This window comes from Companilactobacillus sp. HBUAS56275 (assembly GCF_036913655.1).
Lineage (GTDB): Bacteria > Bacillota > Bacilli > Lactobacillales > Lactobacillaceae > Companilactobacillus > Companilactobacillus pullicola.
In genome coordinates, this window is the sequence record NZ_JAYKKK010000008.1 from 37,866 (window position 1) to 54,792 (window position 16,927).

Annotated in this window: 16 protein-coding genes; 8 read left to right on the top strand and 8 right to left on the bottom strand. The window is 35.2% G+C overall.

The window, feature by feature from the left end:
- Window positions 1–163: 163 nt before the first annotated feature.
- From U8526_RS12505 to U8526_RS12515, 3 genes are all read left to right on the top strand, one after another.
- Entirely contained in the window at window positions 164–1,840 is a 1,677-nt protein-coding gene (locus U8526_RS12505; RefSeq protein WP_334342277.1) for an oleate hydratase, read from the top strand.
- Window positions 1,841–2,538: 698 nt separating this feature from the next.
- The gene (gene adhE, locus U8526_RS12510; RefSeq protein WP_334342278.1) at window positions 2,539–5,157 is read left to right on the top strand and encodes a bifunctional acetaldehyde-CoA/alcohol dehydrogenase; all 2,619 of its coding nucleotides are present in this window, start codon (window positions 2,539–2,541) and stop codon (window positions 5,155–5,157) included.
- 262 nt (window positions 5,158–5,419) lie between these two features.
- Complete coding sequence (locus U8526_RS12515; protein ID WP_334342279.1) at window positions 5,420–6,700, top strand: MFS transporter; 1,281 nt, start codon at window positions 5,420–5,422, stop codon at window positions 6,698–6,700.
- 33 nt (window positions 6,701–6,733) lie between these two features.
- On the opposite strand, the gene U8526_RS12520 is transcribed toward U8526_RS12515, so the two are convergent.
- The 3 genes from U8526_RS12520 to U8526_RS12530 all read right to left on the bottom strand — a co-directional run bounded on the left by U8526_RS12520 (window position 6,734) and on the right by U8526_RS12530 (window position 8,169).
- Entirely contained in the window at window positions 6,734–6,976 is a 243-nt protein-coding gene (locus U8526_RS12520; RefSeq protein ID WP_334342280.1) for a DUF3781 domain-containing protein, read from the bottom strand.
- Window positions 6,977–6,980: 4 nt separating this feature from the next.
- Window positions 6,981–7,847, bottom strand: a complete 867-nt coding sequence (locus tag U8526_RS12525) for a glycerophosphodiester phosphodiesterase (RefSeq protein ID WP_334342281.1) — start codon at window positions 7,845–7,847, stop codon at window positions 6,981–6,983.
- 76 nt (window positions 7,848–7,923) lie between these two features.
- Window positions 7,924–8,169 (bottom strand): transposase, encoded by a 246-nt coding sequence (locus tag U8526_RS12530; protein ID WP_334342282.1) that lies wholly within the window; start codon window positions 8,167–8,169, stop codon window positions 7,924–7,926.
- 132 nt (window positions 8,170–8,301) lie between these two features.
- Here U8526_RS12530 and U8526_RS12535 point away from each other — a divergent pair, with 132 nt between their 5' ends.
- On the top strand, window positions 8,302–8,979 hold the full coding sequence (locus U8526_RS12535) for a YoaK family protein (RefSeq protein WP_334342283.1): 678 nt from the start codon (window positions 8,302–8,304) through the stop codon (window positions 8,977–8,979).
- Here U8526_RS12535 and U8526_RS12540 read toward each other — a convergent pair.
- Complete coding sequence (locus U8526_RS12540) at window positions 8,976–9,296, bottom strand: DMT family transporter (RefSeq protein WP_334342284.1); 321 nt, start codon at window positions 9,294–9,296, stop codon at window positions 8,976–8,978. The genes U8526_RS12535 and U8526_RS12540 overlap by 4 nt on opposite strands.
- A 136-nt stretch (window positions 9,297–9,432) precedes the next feature.
- Here U8526_RS12540 and U8526_RS12545 point away from each other — a divergent pair, with 136 nt between their 5' ends.
- Both U8526_RS12545 and U8526_RS12550 read left to right on the top strand, forming a co-directional pair.
- Window positions 9,433–9,867, top strand: a complete 435-nt coding sequence (locus U8526_RS12545; RefSeq protein ID WP_334342285.1) for a GNAT family N-acetyltransferase — start codon at window positions 9,433–9,435, stop codon at window positions 9,865–9,867.
- Between the two features lie 2 nt (window positions 9,868–9,869).
- Window positions 9,870–10,079: a DUF3923 family protein gene (locus U8526_RS12550; RefSeq protein WP_334342286.1), complete on the top strand. Its 210-nt coding sequence runs from the start codon at window positions 9,870–9,872 to the stop codon at window positions 10,077–10,079.
- A gap of 37 nt (window positions 10,080–10,116) precedes the next feature.
- Here the strand turns inward: U8526_RS12550 and U8526_RS12555 are convergent, their stop codons facing one another.
- Window positions 10,117–11,298, bottom strand: a complete 1,182-nt coding sequence (locus tag U8526_RS12555; protein ID WP_334342287.1) for an MFS transporter — start codon at window positions 11,296–11,298, stop codon at window positions 10,117–10,119.
- 311 nt (window positions 11,299–11,609) lie between these two features.
- On the opposite strand from U8526_RS12555, the gene U8526_RS12560 reads away from it, so the two are divergent.
- Window positions 11,610–12,248, top strand: a complete 639-nt coding sequence (locus tag U8526_RS12560; RefSeq protein WP_334342288.1) for a GNAT family N-acetyltransferase — start codon at window positions 11,610–11,612, stop codon at window positions 12,246–12,248.
- Window positions 12,249–12,381: 133 nt separating this feature from the next.
- Here the strand turns inward: U8526_RS12560 and U8526_RS12565 are convergent, their stop codons facing one another.
- The 3 genes from U8526_RS12565 to U8526_RS12575 form a co-directional block, all read right to left on the bottom strand.
- Window positions 12,382–14,784 (bottom strand): isopeptide-forming domain-containing fimbrial protein, encoded by a 2,403-nt coding sequence (locus tag U8526_RS12565; RefSeq protein WP_334342289.1) that lies wholly within the window; start codon window positions 14,782–14,784, stop codon window positions 12,382–12,384.
- Between the two features lie 172 nt (window positions 14,785–14,956).
- Window positions 14,957–15,568, bottom strand: coding sequence for a cation transporter (locus tag U8526_RS12570; protein ID WP_334342290.1), 612 nt, complete (start codon window positions 15,566–15,568; stop codon window positions 14,957–14,959).
- Entirely contained in the window at window positions 15,558–15,884 is a 327-nt protein-coding gene (locus U8526_RS12575; protein WP_334342291.1) for an ArsR/SmtB family transcription factor, read from the bottom strand. The genes U8526_RS12570 and U8526_RS12575 overlap by 11 nt, the downstream gene beginning before the upstream one ends.
- 116 nt (window positions 15,885–16,000) lie before the next feature.
- Here U8526_RS12575 and U8526_RS12580 point away from each other — a divergent pair, with 116 nt between their 5' ends.
- The gene (locus U8526_RS12580) at window positions 16,001–16,759 is read left to right on the top strand and encodes a hypothetical protein (protein WP_334342292.1); all 759 of its coding nucleotides are present in this window, start codon (window positions 16,001–16,003) and stop codon (window positions 16,757–16,759) included.
- The last annotated feature ends 168 nt before the right edge of the window (window positions 16,760–16,927 follow it).

Below are 16,927 nucleotides of genomic sequence, written 5' to 3' on the forward strand. Positions count from 1 at the left end.
TCAAGGAATTAAAACAAATTTAAGTTGTTTTGATTCCTTTTTTAATGTTAAAAAATAGATTAAAAATGTTGCCAATAATGCAATGTAAGCCTTTACTTTTTTATTTTTACTGTTATATTAAGGGTGTATAGAAAAGAGTAAATTTGGAATGGAGGTTCATGATATGACAAGAAAAGCCTACATGATTGGTACAGGTGTTGGTAATTTAGCAGCTGGTATTTATTTGATTCGTGATGGGGGATTTAATGGCGATCAAATTACTATGATGGGTCTAGAAGACCACGGTGCAAACGATGGTGCCGCAGTTAAGGACTATGAAACAGAATATGGTAACCAAGCTTTATCGAACAGCAAAGGATTTTTAGCAAAGGGTGGTAGAATGCTCAACGAAGAAACATTCGAAAACCTATGGGATGTATTGCGTTCGGTACCTTCATTGGACCATCCTGGACAAACAGTTACAGATGACATTTTGAATTTTGACCACGCTCATCCAACACATGATGTTGGCCGTTTGATCGATGAAAACGGTCCACGTGTAAAACCTAATAAAGATAATTACAGACATATGCAATTTGACAACAAGGATCGTTACCTATTGTCTAAATTGATGTTGATGCCTGAAAAAGATGAAGAAAAATTAAATAACATCAGTATTGCAGAATGGTTTGCAAGCAGTCCACACTTCTTCACAACAAACTTCTGGTACATGTGGCAAACAACATTTGCTTTCAAACGTGCTAGTTCAGCCGTTGAATTACGTCGTTACATGAATCGTATGATTCTTGAATTCAGTCGTATCAATACACTGGAAGGTGTTACAAGAAGTCCATATAACCAATTTGAAAGTATCATCTTGCCAATGCGCAAGTACTTGGAAGATCGTGGCGTAACATTCATCAACAACCGTAAGGTTACCGACCTTGAATTCAAAGACACACCACTTCAAGATGATATTATCGTTACTGGACTCAAGTACGAAGAAGTTGATAACGATAACAAAGAAGGACATATCGATATTGCCGAAAACGACCTAGTCTTTGATACTAATGGTTCAATTACTGATAGTTCAGCACTTGGCGACTTCAACACACCATTTAAGGAAAATATGGATTATGCACCTAGTGCAGCACTTTGGAAGAAAGCAGCCGAAAAGTTCTACTCATTAGGTAATCCTGACAAATTCTTCGGTGATCGTACACAAAGTGAATGGGTCAGCTTCACAGTCACAACAAACAGCCACTTCTTAGTAAATGAAATTTCACGTATCACACAACAAGAACCCGGAAATGCTTTGAATACATGGATCAACAGTACGCCATTGTTATCAATCGTTGTACACCATCAACCACACTTCAAGGCACAAAAGCCAAATGAGTCAACATTCTGGGGTTACTTCATGTATCCAAGAAGAAACGGTGACTACGTTCAAAAGCCTGTAATGGAAATGACAGGTAAAGAAATGCTAGAAGAATTACTAGGACATCTAGCAGAAGTAGACCCAAGCAAAGACAATATCAAGAATCATACACAAGAAATTATGGATAGTATTGTCAATGTAATTCCAGTTCACCTACCATATGCAAGTGCAATGTTTAATCAAAGAGCCGTCGGAGATCGTCCAGATGTAGTTCCAAAGGGAAGCAAGAACTTAGCCTTCATTAGTCAATTCTGTGAACAACCATTCGATATGGTCTTTACAGAACAATATTCATTCCGTGCAGCACAACGTGCCGTATATACATTGTTGAATATTCCATTGTCAGAAATGACACCAATGCATCATTACGAGAAAGATCCTAAAGTAATGGCACGTGCTACTAAGACAATGTTTAGATAGAGAGAGGGCGGAGCAAGGGCGTTTGACCTCTGAGGATTTGCCTAAGTACTGGAATCGCACGCGTACTATGCGTGCAATTTCAGTACTGTAGCAAATCACGGGAGGTTGCCCTTGCGGAGCCCATTTAGGCAGCATACTTGAGAAGAACAGCCAAGAAGAATGGTTTGAGGTCTTGAGGTATGGTTATTTAGAGTTAGAAGAAAAACTATTGAGAATAGAAAAAATAATTTTATGTGGAACGAGAAATTATTTTAAACAAACCTCAAAAACCTTCACAATACAAAATGTATTCAAAAGTAACTAACCTAAACGAAATTCCCATCTAAAAGGGAGGTTGATGCCTATAATCAATCTATATCGGAAACAAATAAAATCTAACATCAAACGACAAAACATCTCATTAAGAAAGATAAAAAGTTTCACAAGTAAGAGCTGAATCCGATTTCAGCTCTTTTTTTGTGAATCAAAAAGCAACATGAGACAGGCATTATGATGAGATTGTGAAGAAATATTCACAATTAAAAAGTGATGTGAAATTAATTTTTTTGTAGAGATAATTGTTTAGGTGTTGATATATCAACGTGGAAACGTTTACTTAGAGTTTTTAAACAAAATGGCTTGAACATTGATTGTACAGTGATAAGATAAAACGTGAATTAGTTAACAAATATGAATTTTTAAATCTTGGAGGTAATCAGATGTTGAAAGGTTCCAAAGATACAAAAGTTTCTACAAAATCAGATGAAAAAGAAGATGTAAAACCTGGTATTGATGCCATGGTTGCTAAAGCTCATAAGGCTTTGGATATTATGGATGGTTTTACTCAAAAGCAAGTTGATCATATTGTTCACCAAATGGCCATCGCTGGATTAAACGCTAGTTTTGAATTAGCTAAGTTAGCTTATAAAGAAACTGGCCGTGGAATGGTTGAAGATAAAGTTATTAAAAATATGTACGCTACAGAAGAAATTTGGCACTCAATCAAACGTGATAAGACCGTTGGTATTATCGAAGATGATAAGGAACACCGTTTGATCAAAGTCGCTGAACCACTTGGCGTTTTAGCAGGTGTTACTCCTGTTACTAATCCAACTTCAACTGCAATGTTCAAGTCATTGATTGCTATGAAGACTCGTAATCCGATTATCTTTGGTTTCCATCCCCAAGCTCAAAATTGTTCTGTTGCCGCCGCTAAAGTTATGTTAAAAGCTGCCATTGATGCTGGTGCCCCAGAAGGTGTCATTCAATGGATCGAAAAGCCAAGTATTGAAGCTACTTCTTACTTAATGAATAACGAAGGTGTTGCTAGTGTATTAGCTACTGGTGGTCCTGGTATGGTTAAAGCCGCTTATTCAACTGGTAAACCTGCTTTAGGTGTTGGTCCTGGTAATGGCCCTGCATATATTGAAAAGACTGCTAACATCAAACGTGCTGTTAACGATATTGTTCTATCAAAGACTTTTGATAATGGTATGGTTTGTGCTTCTGAAAACAGTGCCATCGTTGATGCCGATATTTATGACGAAGTAAAATCACTATTTGAAAAGAATAAGATTTTCTTCATTAAGAAGTCAGATTACAAGAAATTAGCTGACGCAATGTTTAGACCAGAAGGTGGAGTTAAAGGTCCTATTGCCGGTAAGTCAGCTGTTGCTATCGCTAAATTAGCCGGTATCAAAGTTCCTGATGATACTAAAGTACTTGGTGTTGAACTTTCAAAGGTTGGTCCTGACGAACCACTTTCAGCTGAAAAACTATCACCTGTTCTTTCAGTTTATAAAGTTGCTGGACACAAGGAAGGCTTTGAAAAGGCTGATGAGCTATTACACTTTGGTGGTTTAGGCCACACAGTCGGTATTCACACAATGGATGAGGACTTAGCTACTGAATTTGGTATTAAGATGAAAGCTAGTCGTGTCTTAGTAAATACACCTGCTGCTATTGGTGGTATTGGTAATCTTTACAATGAAATGATCCCATCACTTACTCTTGGTACTGGTTCATGGGGGAAGAATTCTATTTCTCATAACGTATCTTCATTTGATTTGCTTAATATTAAGACAATCGCAAAACGGAGAAATAATATGCAATGGATTAAACAACCAAGAGTTTACTATGAAAAGACTTCAGTTCGTTATCTAGAAGATCTTGAAGGTATGAAGAGAGCCTTTATCGTTTGTGATCCTGTCATGGTTCAACTTGGTTTCGTTGATACTATTACCGATGAATTGAAACGCAGCAAGTTCCACGTTGAATATTCAATGTTCTCAGACGTTGATAACATCGTAACAACAGATGTTGTAAAACGTGGTGTTACTCAAATGAATTTATTCAAGCCTGATACAATTATTGCATTAGGTGGTGGTACAACAATGGATACAGCCAAAGACATGTGGTTGTTCTATGAACATCCCGATGTTGATCTCTTTGGTGCAAAACAAGGCTTCATTGATATCAGAAAACGTGCCTACAAGTTCCCTAAGCCTGAGAAAGCACAATTCGTTGCTATTCCAACAACATATGGAACTGGTGCCGAAGTTACACCATTTAGTTCAATTATCGATACAGAAACAGGTACAAAGTACCCAATCGCTGATTATGCATTGACACCTGATGTTGCTATCATTGATTCACAATTTGTTGAAACAATGCCAAAAGACATCATCGCTGAATCTGGTATGGATGTTTTGAACAATGCCATTGAATCTTATGTTGCCAATATGGCTTCAGATTACACAAGACCATATGCATTACAAGCTATTAAGTTAGTCTTTGACAATCTAGAAAAAGCTGCTAGTGGTGACAAGGATGCTCAAGAAGAAATGCACAATGCGTCAACACTTGCAGGTATGTCATTCGGTAATGCCTTTGCTGGTGTCGGTCATTCAATCACAGATGCTTTAACAAATGTTTATGGCATCAGACACGGATTGGCTTCAATCATTGCCTTACCACAAGTAATCAATTATAACTTCGAACAACCAACAAAGATCACTATGTGGCCTAAGTACGAAAGTTTCAGAGCTGATTCAGATTATGCATCTATTGCTAGATACATCGGTTTGTCAGGTAAAGATGATAGAGCTTTGAAAGATGCCTTAGTTCAAAAGATTGTTGATCTTGCTCATGGACTCGGCATTAAGTTAAGCCTTAAAGATAACTACATTAATAAGAAGGAATTTGATGAAAATGTTGATTCATTATCAGAAGCAGCATTCGGAGATCAATTCTCATTCACAAATCCTAAAGAACCTTTAATTTCTGAATTGAAACAAATCCTTGAAGACATGTATGTTGGTAAAGGAATCGAAAAATAAGAGAGCAATAAATTGCAGAGATTTTCTCTCAATTCACTATTAAATAAAAAACAAGCAGTGACTCATTTCGAGTTACTGCTTGTTTTTGTGTGCAACCGATATTTATAAATAATGATTAGGCCCTAAAAACCTGTATTACCAGTCTAAAATCCAAGATAGAGAGTTATTGTTTTGTATATCTAGAGAAGCTTTTCCCATGCTATAATTCCTTCGCGTTATAAAAATTTATTTTCTTTGCGCAAATGGATGGGGGTAATAATTGATGATTTCTTTAAAAAATAAAAGAAGTGTCAATTTAAAAATCAACAAAGAACAGTGGAGCTGGATCATGTATGACTGGGCCAATTCTGCTTACGGAATAATCGTAACGACAGCTGTTTTGCCAGTGTATTTCAAATCAATGGCTTCAGCAAATAATGTTTCGGCCGCTAGTTCTACTGCTTATTGGGGATATGCTAATAGTTTCAGTACGCTATTAGTATCATTATTGGCTCCGTTTCTGGGTGCGTTAGCTGATTATCCTCACTTTAAGAAACGTTTATTGAGTATGTTTTGTTGGTTAGGAATAGTGACAACATTAGGATTAGTTTTTGTTCCCGCATCGCAATGGCGACTATTGTTGTTAGTCTATGTCTTGTCAGCGATTGGTTACTCAGTAAGTAATCTTTTTTACGATAGCTTTTTGACTGATGTGGCTGACGATAAACAAATGAATAAAATATCAACTTACGGGTATGCCTATGGTTATCTAGGTGGAGTTATCGCCTTTATTCTGTTCCTTGTTTTGGAATTAACCAGTGGCTTTGGGATGTTGGATGGAACCGGAATTGCTCGTTGGAGTTTTGTAATAGCAGCCATTTGGTGGTTGGTATTTTATTTACCACTACAAAAGAACGTCACTCAAAAATATTCTGTTAAATCGACAACTTCACCTTTAAAGGGCAGTTTCAAAAGAGTATTCCAAACTATTAAACATATTAAACAATATAAACAAGTTGCGTGGTTCTTAGTAGCGTATTTCTTTTATATTGATGGTGTTGATACAATCTTTACGATGGCAACAGCCATTGGGATGGATATCGGCATAAAAACTTCAGAATTGATGATTGTTATGCTGGTTGTGCAATTAATAGCTGTACCATTTTCGATCCTATTTGGATGGTTTGCTGATAAAACTTCGACTAGAAAAGGTATTTTATTAGGAATTGTAGTTTATCTTTTGATCTGTCTGTACGCACTAAACCTAAAATCTAGCTTAGATTTCTGGGTTTTAGCTATTTTAGTAGGTACTAGTCAGGGTGGTTTACAAGCCTTGAGCAGATCTTACTTTGGAAAAATTATTCCTAAAGAGTCAGGTAGTGAATTTTATGGATTCTATAATATTTTAGGTAAATTCTCAGCAGTTATGGGACCATTTATTGTAGCTATCGTTACACAATTAACAGGTAAATCAACTATCGGTGCTGCTTCGTTGAGTGCCTTATTCTTAGTAGGATTAGTTATCTTCTCAATTTTGCCAAGAATGGTAAAGGAAACAAATTAAAAAGCTGAAATCATAATGATTTCAGCTTTTTGTTTATAAACGGTTAGCAGTGATTAAACGATAGTTAAAAGAGTTAATCACTAATTCTATTTTTTCATGACGCAAGTAATAATTTTTTCCAGACTTTTGGAAAGTCGTGTTGTCGGCACTGATGATTTGGTTAACTAATTGTTTGATTTCTGATTCTGATAAATCCAGCTTTAATTTTTTATTGAAACGTTCGAAAACTAGTGGAGTGTAACAAATATTTTTTAAAAAAATTTCTTGATTCGGCATACTACTACTTCCATTTATCAATTAGATGAGAAGTCTCTTTGGTGTTATTAGTAAAGACACTATCTAATTTTAGAGTATTAAGGGCAGTGTAATTATCATTATAAGTATCGATGATCCAGCCATTAGTTTTGAAGCCATTCTTATGAGCTAGTTTAATCAATTTAGGTGTCCACTGTTCCAAACGAATAGAGATAAATTTGATGTAGCGAGGTGCATTATCGATCTCTTCACTGTACTGACGTTCAGTTACAGAATCTAACAACCATAAGATTGGGACATTCTTTAAAGACTTATGAAATGCTTTGATACCAGGAATACTTTCATCTTGCATAATTAAATTATTCTTCATATTGTACTTTTTGATTTCTTTAGCAAGAGCTTTTTCAGTGTCAGTATTGTCGCCAGCGTTCTTTTTAGTTTCAATTATGTAATGGACTCGTTTACCATAACGATTAAAGACATCTTTCAACTGATGTAATTTTTCACCATTGCGTAATTTAACTTTGTCCAGTTTGGCAGATGTGGATTCAGAAATAGTGACGTTAGAACCAGTCGATTTTTTCAAATTATCATCGTGAGAAACGTATAATTTATTATCCTTGCTGAGCCAAACGTCTTGCTCAATGTATTGAGTACCATCCTTAATAGCACGATTGTAACCACTAAAGGAATGATCTGGATTATTATAGGGACTGCCACGATGTGAAAAAATGATTGGTGTTTCAGGCGAAGCGTGATTCACACTTTGTGTCACAGAGGTAAGATTTTTAGCTTTGGGTGCTGCGGCCGCTGCTACATTAGTTAGTGAAATAGGTAATCCTAATAGGACTGTAAGAAAAAGTAATAGTGCAATAAATCTCTTTTTTAACATAATTTTCCCCTTATTGATGATATATTCCATCATAGTTGAAACATAAAAAAAGTGCCACCCAAAATGGGTGCCACTTCTATAGATGACGTGAAAGTAAGTGAGTATGTTTATTTTGTAAACCTAATTGTCTAGTTTTCTCACGTTCAATTTTTAATTGTTTCTTTATTTGTTGGTTCTTCCAGAACCCATGGATACAAACAGCTGCGGGTAATGTCATGCAACCTAAGATTGCTGGAATCAGCCATGGATTATCGTGAAGCAATTGGAAACTTTCTTCATTGTAATGATTGATTTCTTCTTGTACATCTTTTGGTAACAACATAATATCGCATCCTCTCTTGATTAGTTACAGCATATACCATAATGACAACGCTGTCAGCAAATAAAAGAGAGGTAATAAGTAAATCATCCAATTTTTTGATAGAATTGTATCTGTTAAAAAAGAAGGATACAAATGAAAAGATTTCAAAGTTTTAAATTATTTCAATTAAGAGAAATAGCCATTGGTTTAACTTTTATCGGTGGTTTCATTGATGCATACACATACGTACAACGAGGTCGAGTTTTGGCTGCGGGCCAAACTGGAAATATTGTTTTCCTCAGTGTAGATATTGCCCGACAAAATTTACCAGGAATAATGACTAAGGTTTTTACGATGCTATTCTTTGTTTTAGGAATTGTAGCCGTAGAAATAATGAAACATAAAAATAATCGTAGTCATTATTGGCGTTTGGTCAGTTTGATTGCTGAATTCATAGTTTGTCTGATTGTTGGATTCTTACCTAAAACGGTCTCCAATATTTATATTGTTCCGGCCTTGGCATTTGTTATGGCAATGCAGAACGTAGCTTTCAGCCAAATTGAAGGTATGGGTTACAATAACGTCTTTTCAACCGGTAATCTAAAAAAAGCAGTTATTTCTTTTGTTGAATATTTCTATCATGGACGTAAGAGTGATGTAACGACAGCGGTGATCTATTTCCAACTAGTTATCGGCTTTGCTGCGGGAGCAGTGATGTCAGCGTTACTTCAAAAATGGTTGTATTTGAGAACCATCTGGATAGTACCTGTTTTACTCCTGATAGTTGGTGGATACTATACTTATTTACTTTACCGAAGAAGTAAATCCTAGCTTCCAGATGAAATTTTAATTCCGATAATACTGATCAAGAGAAGAGCTACGAAAACCCAAGTTAACGGTGATAATTTATCTCCAAAGAGAACGACACCGATGATGACTGATCCGACAGCTCCGATACCAGTCCAAATCGGGTAGGCCAAACTCATAGGCATTCTCTTAACAGCAATCGCTAAAAAGAACATGCTGAGAAATAGCCCAACAATCGTGTAAATGGTAAAGCTGATTTTGGTGAAACCATGACTTAGTTTCATAGTAGTTGACCAAACAACTTCAAAAATTCCTGCGACAATTAAATAGATCCAATTCATAATATTTTCCTCCCAAAAAAATAAAGTACCCCTATAAATTCCTTCTATGGCCTAATGGAATTTATAAGAGTACTTTTTTAGTTGACACCCGGCGGTGTATAATTATTTCTATAAATAATAGCAAATTCAGGGGAAAATGGCAAATATGATTCGAGAAATGCGACCAGAAGAAATTGAAACAGTGAGTAATATTTGGTTACAAGGAAACTTAGAAGCACATGCTTTCATTGACAAAGACTATTGGATTAATAATTTAAACGTTGTACGAGAGCAATTTGGAAAAGCCGATATATATGTGTTTGTTGAGAATGGCAAAATACAGGGATTTGCTGGTTTACAGGAAAATTATCTAGCTGGAATATTTGTTCAAAAAGAATATCGAGATCATGGCGTAGGTAAGAAATTACTAGATTATTTGAAACAAAAATATTCAGATTTATCATTAGACGTATATGCTAAGAATATTCGAGCCAAAAAGTTTTACTCACAAAATGAATTTGTAATAGTTCGTGAGGATATGGATGAATCGACTAATGAAGTTGAATATCAAATGTTTTGGAAAAGGGGATAAACATGAAAATTTGGTGGGGAGTAAATTTTACGTGGTTGATACTATTTGCTATCGGTACGATTTATCTTTTAAATAGAAAAATTGATGGAGCGGGCGCTGTCCAAAGTCCACAAATAAGAATGGTTTCATTAGCAGTCCTAGGTGGTTTCTTCATCTTTGTTTGTCTGTGCCAATTGATCGTATTATTTTTTGTCAAAAGAAGAAATAAATAGTAAAAAATCCTGATCAATTTAATTGGTCAGGATTTTTTTACTCCGCTTGAACAAGTGGATGTTTTCTAACAATAAAGGTTAGTAGATATGATGCAGCTAAAATCGCAGTTACAACTAAGTATGGATAATGAGTATTCCAATCCATTAATGCTCCAGACATCAAAGGTCCGATAACATTTCCGATACTAGTTAGCGACATATTCATACCATTGATAAGACCTTGATTAGAACGACTTGACTTAGTTAAAAGGGTCGTAATTGCAGGTCTCAATAAATCAAATGATGAGAAGATGATCAAAGTTGCTACAATAACTTCGATGTGTGAATGTGCTCGTGTGATCCAGAAGACACAGACAGCACTCAGTAAGAATGCGATACTGATTAAACGCATTTCTCCAATTTTATTGATGATCCAGTTGAACGCTGCAACTTGTAAAATCAAAGAAATAATACCGTTTAAAGTTAATACTAAAGCAATTGTATTTAAACCAAAATTGAACACTTGATTAACATAGATACTATAGATACTTTCAAAACCTTGTAGTCCAAATGATGAAACAAGAATCATTCCGAATAGCATAACCATTGGCAAAGTCAGAATTGATTTGATAGAACCCTTTTCTTGAGCTTTCTTTTCGGCCTCTAGTGCTTCTTCTTCGAGAACTTCTTTGTTTTCTTTTAATAGGAATAAAGTGAATATAGCACTGATGATTCCAAGCGCTCCGGCAAAGTAAAATGGTGTCTTATATGTGATACCAGCTAGGATCCCACCAAGTCCAGGTCCTAGAATCAAGCCACCACTAAAGGCAGCAGAAAGCCAACCAATAACTTTGGCACGCTCTTTTAGAGTTGTTAGATCTGAACCTAAAGCCATTGAAGTAGGTACAACCATTGCAGCCGCTAAACCACCGATAACACGCGAAATGTTAAAGATAGGTAGACTGGTTGCGACCGCAAAGATAAATTCCGAAACGGCATAAGTGAACAGGCCAATAACAATTACGGGCTTACGTCCAACCTTATCAGACATTTTACCAACAATGGGTGAGGCGACAAATTGAGCAAAAGCAAAAAGTGACGTCATGACCCCCATCTGTGATGTAGTATAGTGAAATTCGTTTTTGATAAATGGTGTGACTGGAATAACTAATCCGATTCCTAAACAGATTAAAAAGTTACTAGCCACAAGGATATAGATTGATTTTTTGTTCTTTCCCATATTTCCCCCCTAATGATAAATATTTTTAAGTTCAAAAAAACTACCATCTGCTGATAGTAGTTGACGATAAGAAAGCCGATATTCTAAGAATTAACTCAGATATCGGCTAGATTTGAACTTGAAATCTCACATTACTTTACAGCTTACTATGATTGTATATTAATGTCTAATACTTTGAGTTAACTTTTTTATTACGTTTTTATAACAAAAATAACTTTTGGCATATAAATTTATTTAAAACGGTGTAAAAAATGGACATTTCGTATGGATGGTATTAATATGTTAGGTATGACTAATAAGGAGGTCATATTTTGGATTTTCGAAGTGGCTTGAACAGTGATAAGCCTCAGATAATAAATTTACTAGTAGAATCATTTAAAGAATACACTACAACTAAGAACATGTTCCAACAAGAGTTTAGATCTAGCGCTAAGTTCGATAAGTTGTTACGCAAATACTTCGCACTGGAAGTTAACGTATTTATGAAAAAAGGTTTGGTTTATGTTGGAGCTGACGGAAAGGGAAAGCCTAGAGCAGTTGCTCTAATTGAATTTAATCAAGGTCGACAGATAAGCAACTGGGACTATCTTTCAATGGATGGTTTGAAGTTGATACCTCAGATTATTATGAGCGGATTCAATGGTTTCAATGCATTCGATATCTTTAAGTTTGAAGATCTTTTCGACTTAGTGAAAGGTAAGAAGAAATGTGCTGTTGAGTACTTGGCTGTAGATAAGAGTCTACGTGGTCAAGGTATCGGTAGTAAGATGCTTAACAATCACATTAGCCCTTACGTGAAGAAGATTGGTTACCGTAATATTATTTTGGAAACCAACACACAGAAGAACGTTAAATTTTATAAAAAGAATAATTTTGCCGTACGCTCAGTTAAGAAAGTTAACTTGAGTCATGGTGATGTTAAGGATTGGGTCTTATCAAAGGCCATCTAAAGCAAAAAGGACATTCACAATTTGTGAATGTCCTTTTTTTACTAAAAACAACTAATTCCTACTTCATAAGAATAACAAATTATTTCATAAGTGACATTTTTCTTAAGGAAACTTAAACTTTCTTCAGATTACCTTAAACTGATTCGACTAGATTCCACGATAATGTACCGGTGTAGTCACCAGCTGCAGTTCCAGGAGCTAAATGAATTTGCCAATCATTCACACCAACATAATCAGATAGATTCAAATTATCCTGACTACCTGGAAATGTATCTGTTTGAATTGATACACCACTAGCGGTGAGAGGCTGCCAAGTACCGGTATCAGTATACTTGTTGGTTCTTTGTCTAATGAATAATAAGCCTGAGTCATCTGCTTGCAAAGTATCATTATTGTAATTTTTCATTTGAGTCTTGGAATTATTATTGTCATACGAAACATTAACGTTAAAACTGTTGCTATCAGGATGTGTAACAATCAATTCTCCCTTAGTAGTTACATTATTGAGAATCATTTTTTTACCATAAATATTAGTTGAGCCGAAATCTATAAGGCTAGGAACTTCAACAAAGGCATCACTCTTTTGAACATTGACGGAAGCACCGTTAGAAACCATATCACCAATTACTTCGTTTGAGGAACTTACACCACCAGAAACGGTAGCAACATTAGTTACTTGGCCAACTGCCGCGGAAGTAACTTTAGCATTGAACTCCAAGGTGACAGTTTGTCCAGGTTTTACAGCATTGATACCAGTATTTATTTGGTTAGATTCATATGGTGTAGTGTCCTCGGGACCTTTAACGTGAACCTTCCCGTCTAAGACTAATCCATTAGGAAGATCATCAGTTAATTTAGTCCCAGCGTTTAGAGTGTCTGTACTGTCAGAAGTAACTTGATAAATCATGTAAAAATCAACAATATCACCAACTTTTGCATCTGTACTTTCTGAAAATCCGGTTTCACCATTAGTAACATTTTTAACATACTTTTTAAATGAGAAATTAAAGCTTGATTTCTTAACAGGAATATCTACTGAAGCATCATAAGTTTTACTGGAGGTTTTAGTATCGTGTCCAGTAAAGTAAGCCGTATTGGTGAGAGTTTTTCCACTACCATCCCGAGTGATACTGGCGTTATATGAAATGGTAGCTTCTTGACCATCGCTTAGTGACAATGTTGGTGGAATGGTCAGAGTTTTAGTTGAAGCATTATAGTCACTAGCATTAATATGAACACTTGATCCATCATTATATGTTAAAACAATGCTAGTAGGATCGATTTGTAAACCATCAGGTATAGTATCTTTAAGTTCTTCGTAAGTCCATGAACTTCCATATCCATTGTTACGAACTTTTAGAGAAAATTTTAAATTGTCACCAATATTGTTGGTGCCACTAGTATTTGTTTGGTTAGTGTAAGTTTTACTTACAACCGGTAAGGCATAAGGATTAGCGGTAACACCCATTGTTGAGCCAAAATGTGCTGTCTCACCGGGATTCAAAGTTGTTGGATCCCACTTTAAAGTGTAACTGGAGTCGGCGAGAGATGTGGATCCGGCGATTGCATCTCCATATTTGTAACCCTTTGATTCAGCCCCAGCACCAGTTTTAGAATCAAAGCCACTGATCCAATTCATGTTAGTACTAAACGTTTGACCAGCATAGTACTTAAACCCGTCTGGCATTTCGTTGGTAACCATTAATTTATAAGTGCCGTTTTCAATATACAGACCGTTAGAATTTCCCAAATCTTTTACTAAGACACGATCATTATCTGCTAATTTAGTATCTTCACCATATAGAATTTGGAATGATTGTGTTTTGCTTGAATTATTGGATAAGAACAGCTCTCTTTGGACGATAGCAGAATTAGTTGGTGAAGCTCGTAGAACAATTTCTGCTTTCAAATCGAAAACATCATTACCGGTTCCAGATCCTCTTATGAAGTCACCAACAATTTTATAAGCAGCGTGTCCATTAGAGTCTTTTCCAATATAGAACTTCTTGTTTTGCATGTATGGAGTATTAGAGGTACCACCTAGAAGAGCATATTTACTAGCATTTACACCACTGAGGCCAAAATTTGTATTAGTGGGTAAAACTATAAAGTCTGGAGAAGTGAATGAAACCTGTTGTTTATTAATTGATGAATCAGTACTGTCATGGGAGCCTTGAAAGATTGAGTTAATATAATTTCCACTATCATTTAGAAAAACATTGATTTTTGATCCATAAATATTACCCCCGCTAAAGGTCGTGGGCTTTGCAATAGTATCATCAGACATGGATTTTACCTTACCATTTGTATCTTGAGTCAAACCAAAGGCATATCCCAGACTAATACCAGGGGCAATTTCCAATTCCTGATATGAATTTATTGAAGATGTACCCGAATTCCAAGTAATATCTTTATCGTAACTTGTTTGAGTGTCAGGATCGGCAGCACGAACATTTGTAATAGGGAGCAATAATATGATGAAAAAAGTTATAATAAAAAACATCAAATAATATCTAATAGATTCAAATTTTTTCATAATAAACCCCTCCCAAAATTTACTGGTATTTACAATCATTATAGTACTATATTTAAAATAATTAATTAATATTTTGACTAATTATTTTAATTTATCGTCTATATTTATAATTTATATGAGTTGTAAAATCTTATGAGAGGTAAACCAAAATCACAAATTTTTGAATTTAATATTAGTTTAGTCCATTTTTAAATGATTCCAGACCTTCGCTAGCAATAAAATAAACTAATACTAATGCGGCAATGGAATCGACCCACCATAAATTGAAGAGAGCTGTTAGAACAGCACCTAGAAGTACAGTTCCGGCCATATATGCACAAGTAATATTACACATTCCATCCTCGATTAAGGCGTCAGAATTAATTTTTTTACCTAGTGAACGTTTCTTGAAAGTGAAGAAAGGCATTAGTAAAACTGAGGCAATAGCAATCGAAATACCAGAAATACTAGTATCGGCAGTTTGGTGTGTGACCAGATTAAAAATTGATACAGATATGACATAAATTGACAGCAGCAATAACACGCTACCGACAATCAGAGAGGACTTCTTCTCGGCACTTTTAATCTGTTCAATAGGTGCGTTATTGAATTCTTTTTTCAAGCGCCAAATTAAAGTACTGCCAGAAATAATTTCTAAAAAACTATCTAAACCGAAAGCAATTAAGAGAATTGAACCAGCTTTGATTCCAGAATAGAATCCAACAATAAATTCAAAGGCCATCCAAATAGTAGAAAGATATTCTATTTGCAGACTCTTTTTAACGTCATTCATATTATTCACCATGTTTTTTACCTCGCATAACGTGATCAGCATGTTCTAGCGTCTCATTGATAACGTCTAAAATATGGGGGTCATCTAATTGGTAATAATTAGCTTTACCAACTCGATGCGAACTGACTAACTGGTAGTTCTTGAGAAGTGCCAACTGATGAGAGATGACGGATTGTTCAACGCCTAATAGTTCGACCAGTTCACTAACATTCATTTCTTGTTGCTCTAGGACGTTTAACATTTGGATTCTGGTTGGATTACTGAGTAATTTTAGAATTTTTTGCGATTCTTCCAATAAATCTGGAGCAATTATTTTTATTTTTGTCATTTTCTCTCCTTTTATATGTTATTTTTAACATATGTTGATTGTAACATATTATTCAGAGGAATAATATTGTGGTAGAATTCGTTTATTGAATGTTAATAAATTGTGGAGGATCTGTCATGTCAGATTTCATAGGAAATTATTCAGATCAAAAAGTAACCATTGATTTAAAGGACTTGGGATCGATCAATTACTATTTTCAAAAACCCAAGGAATACAGTAAAGAGTCTATTTTTTTAATAATGCAAAATCGGGAAATTATTGGATTAGGAATCGGAGATCTAGACAATACCGAGACGGCAACTAGCTATATTGAGGTCGTGGTACCGGAAAACTTTATCGTTACAGATTTCTTTTATTTCTTAACTGAAAGAATGGTTCAGTCAGGTTATAAAATTAACGTTGACTATAAGATGAAGATCTCACAAGCATCACAGAAATTGTACGAAGAATATTGGCAAGAAGTTTTACCGATCTTGTCTGCTTTCGGATTGCGGACAACTCCGGTTAAGAAGGGGAAACCTCGTCACAAGTTTATGGCATCACTAGCAGACGTACCTTTTGAAATTGATTATCAAGGTAGTAAGGCAACAGTTTATTGGCAAAAACGGAATCAATTTTTAGTCAAAGCAGGTGCTATCTTGGTAGGGACACCTCCGTTGACCAAATCGGGTGTTGTTGGATTTGCTGGTAGGTTTGGATTACGTTTGCGCCAGGAACATCAAGATGAGATAGAGGATAGCGTTTTGACAAAGGATATTATTTTACGAAGTGTTAATGAAGTAGGGACGTTTCTCTATTTTGCTGGAACTAATAGTTGGTTGCAGATGAAGTCACCATCAGGAAAAACATTGCATGAATTAACAGTTGAAGAATAAAAAAATATATATTTTTTTATTAGTAAAAATAACTAATAAATAGACCTAATAATTCAGAGATGAGTTATTGGGCTTATTTATTACCTATATGCAATAATATTACTTAATATTGCTAATTATTATATAAAAAATCAAATACAAAATAATTCATTTTATTTTAAGAATATA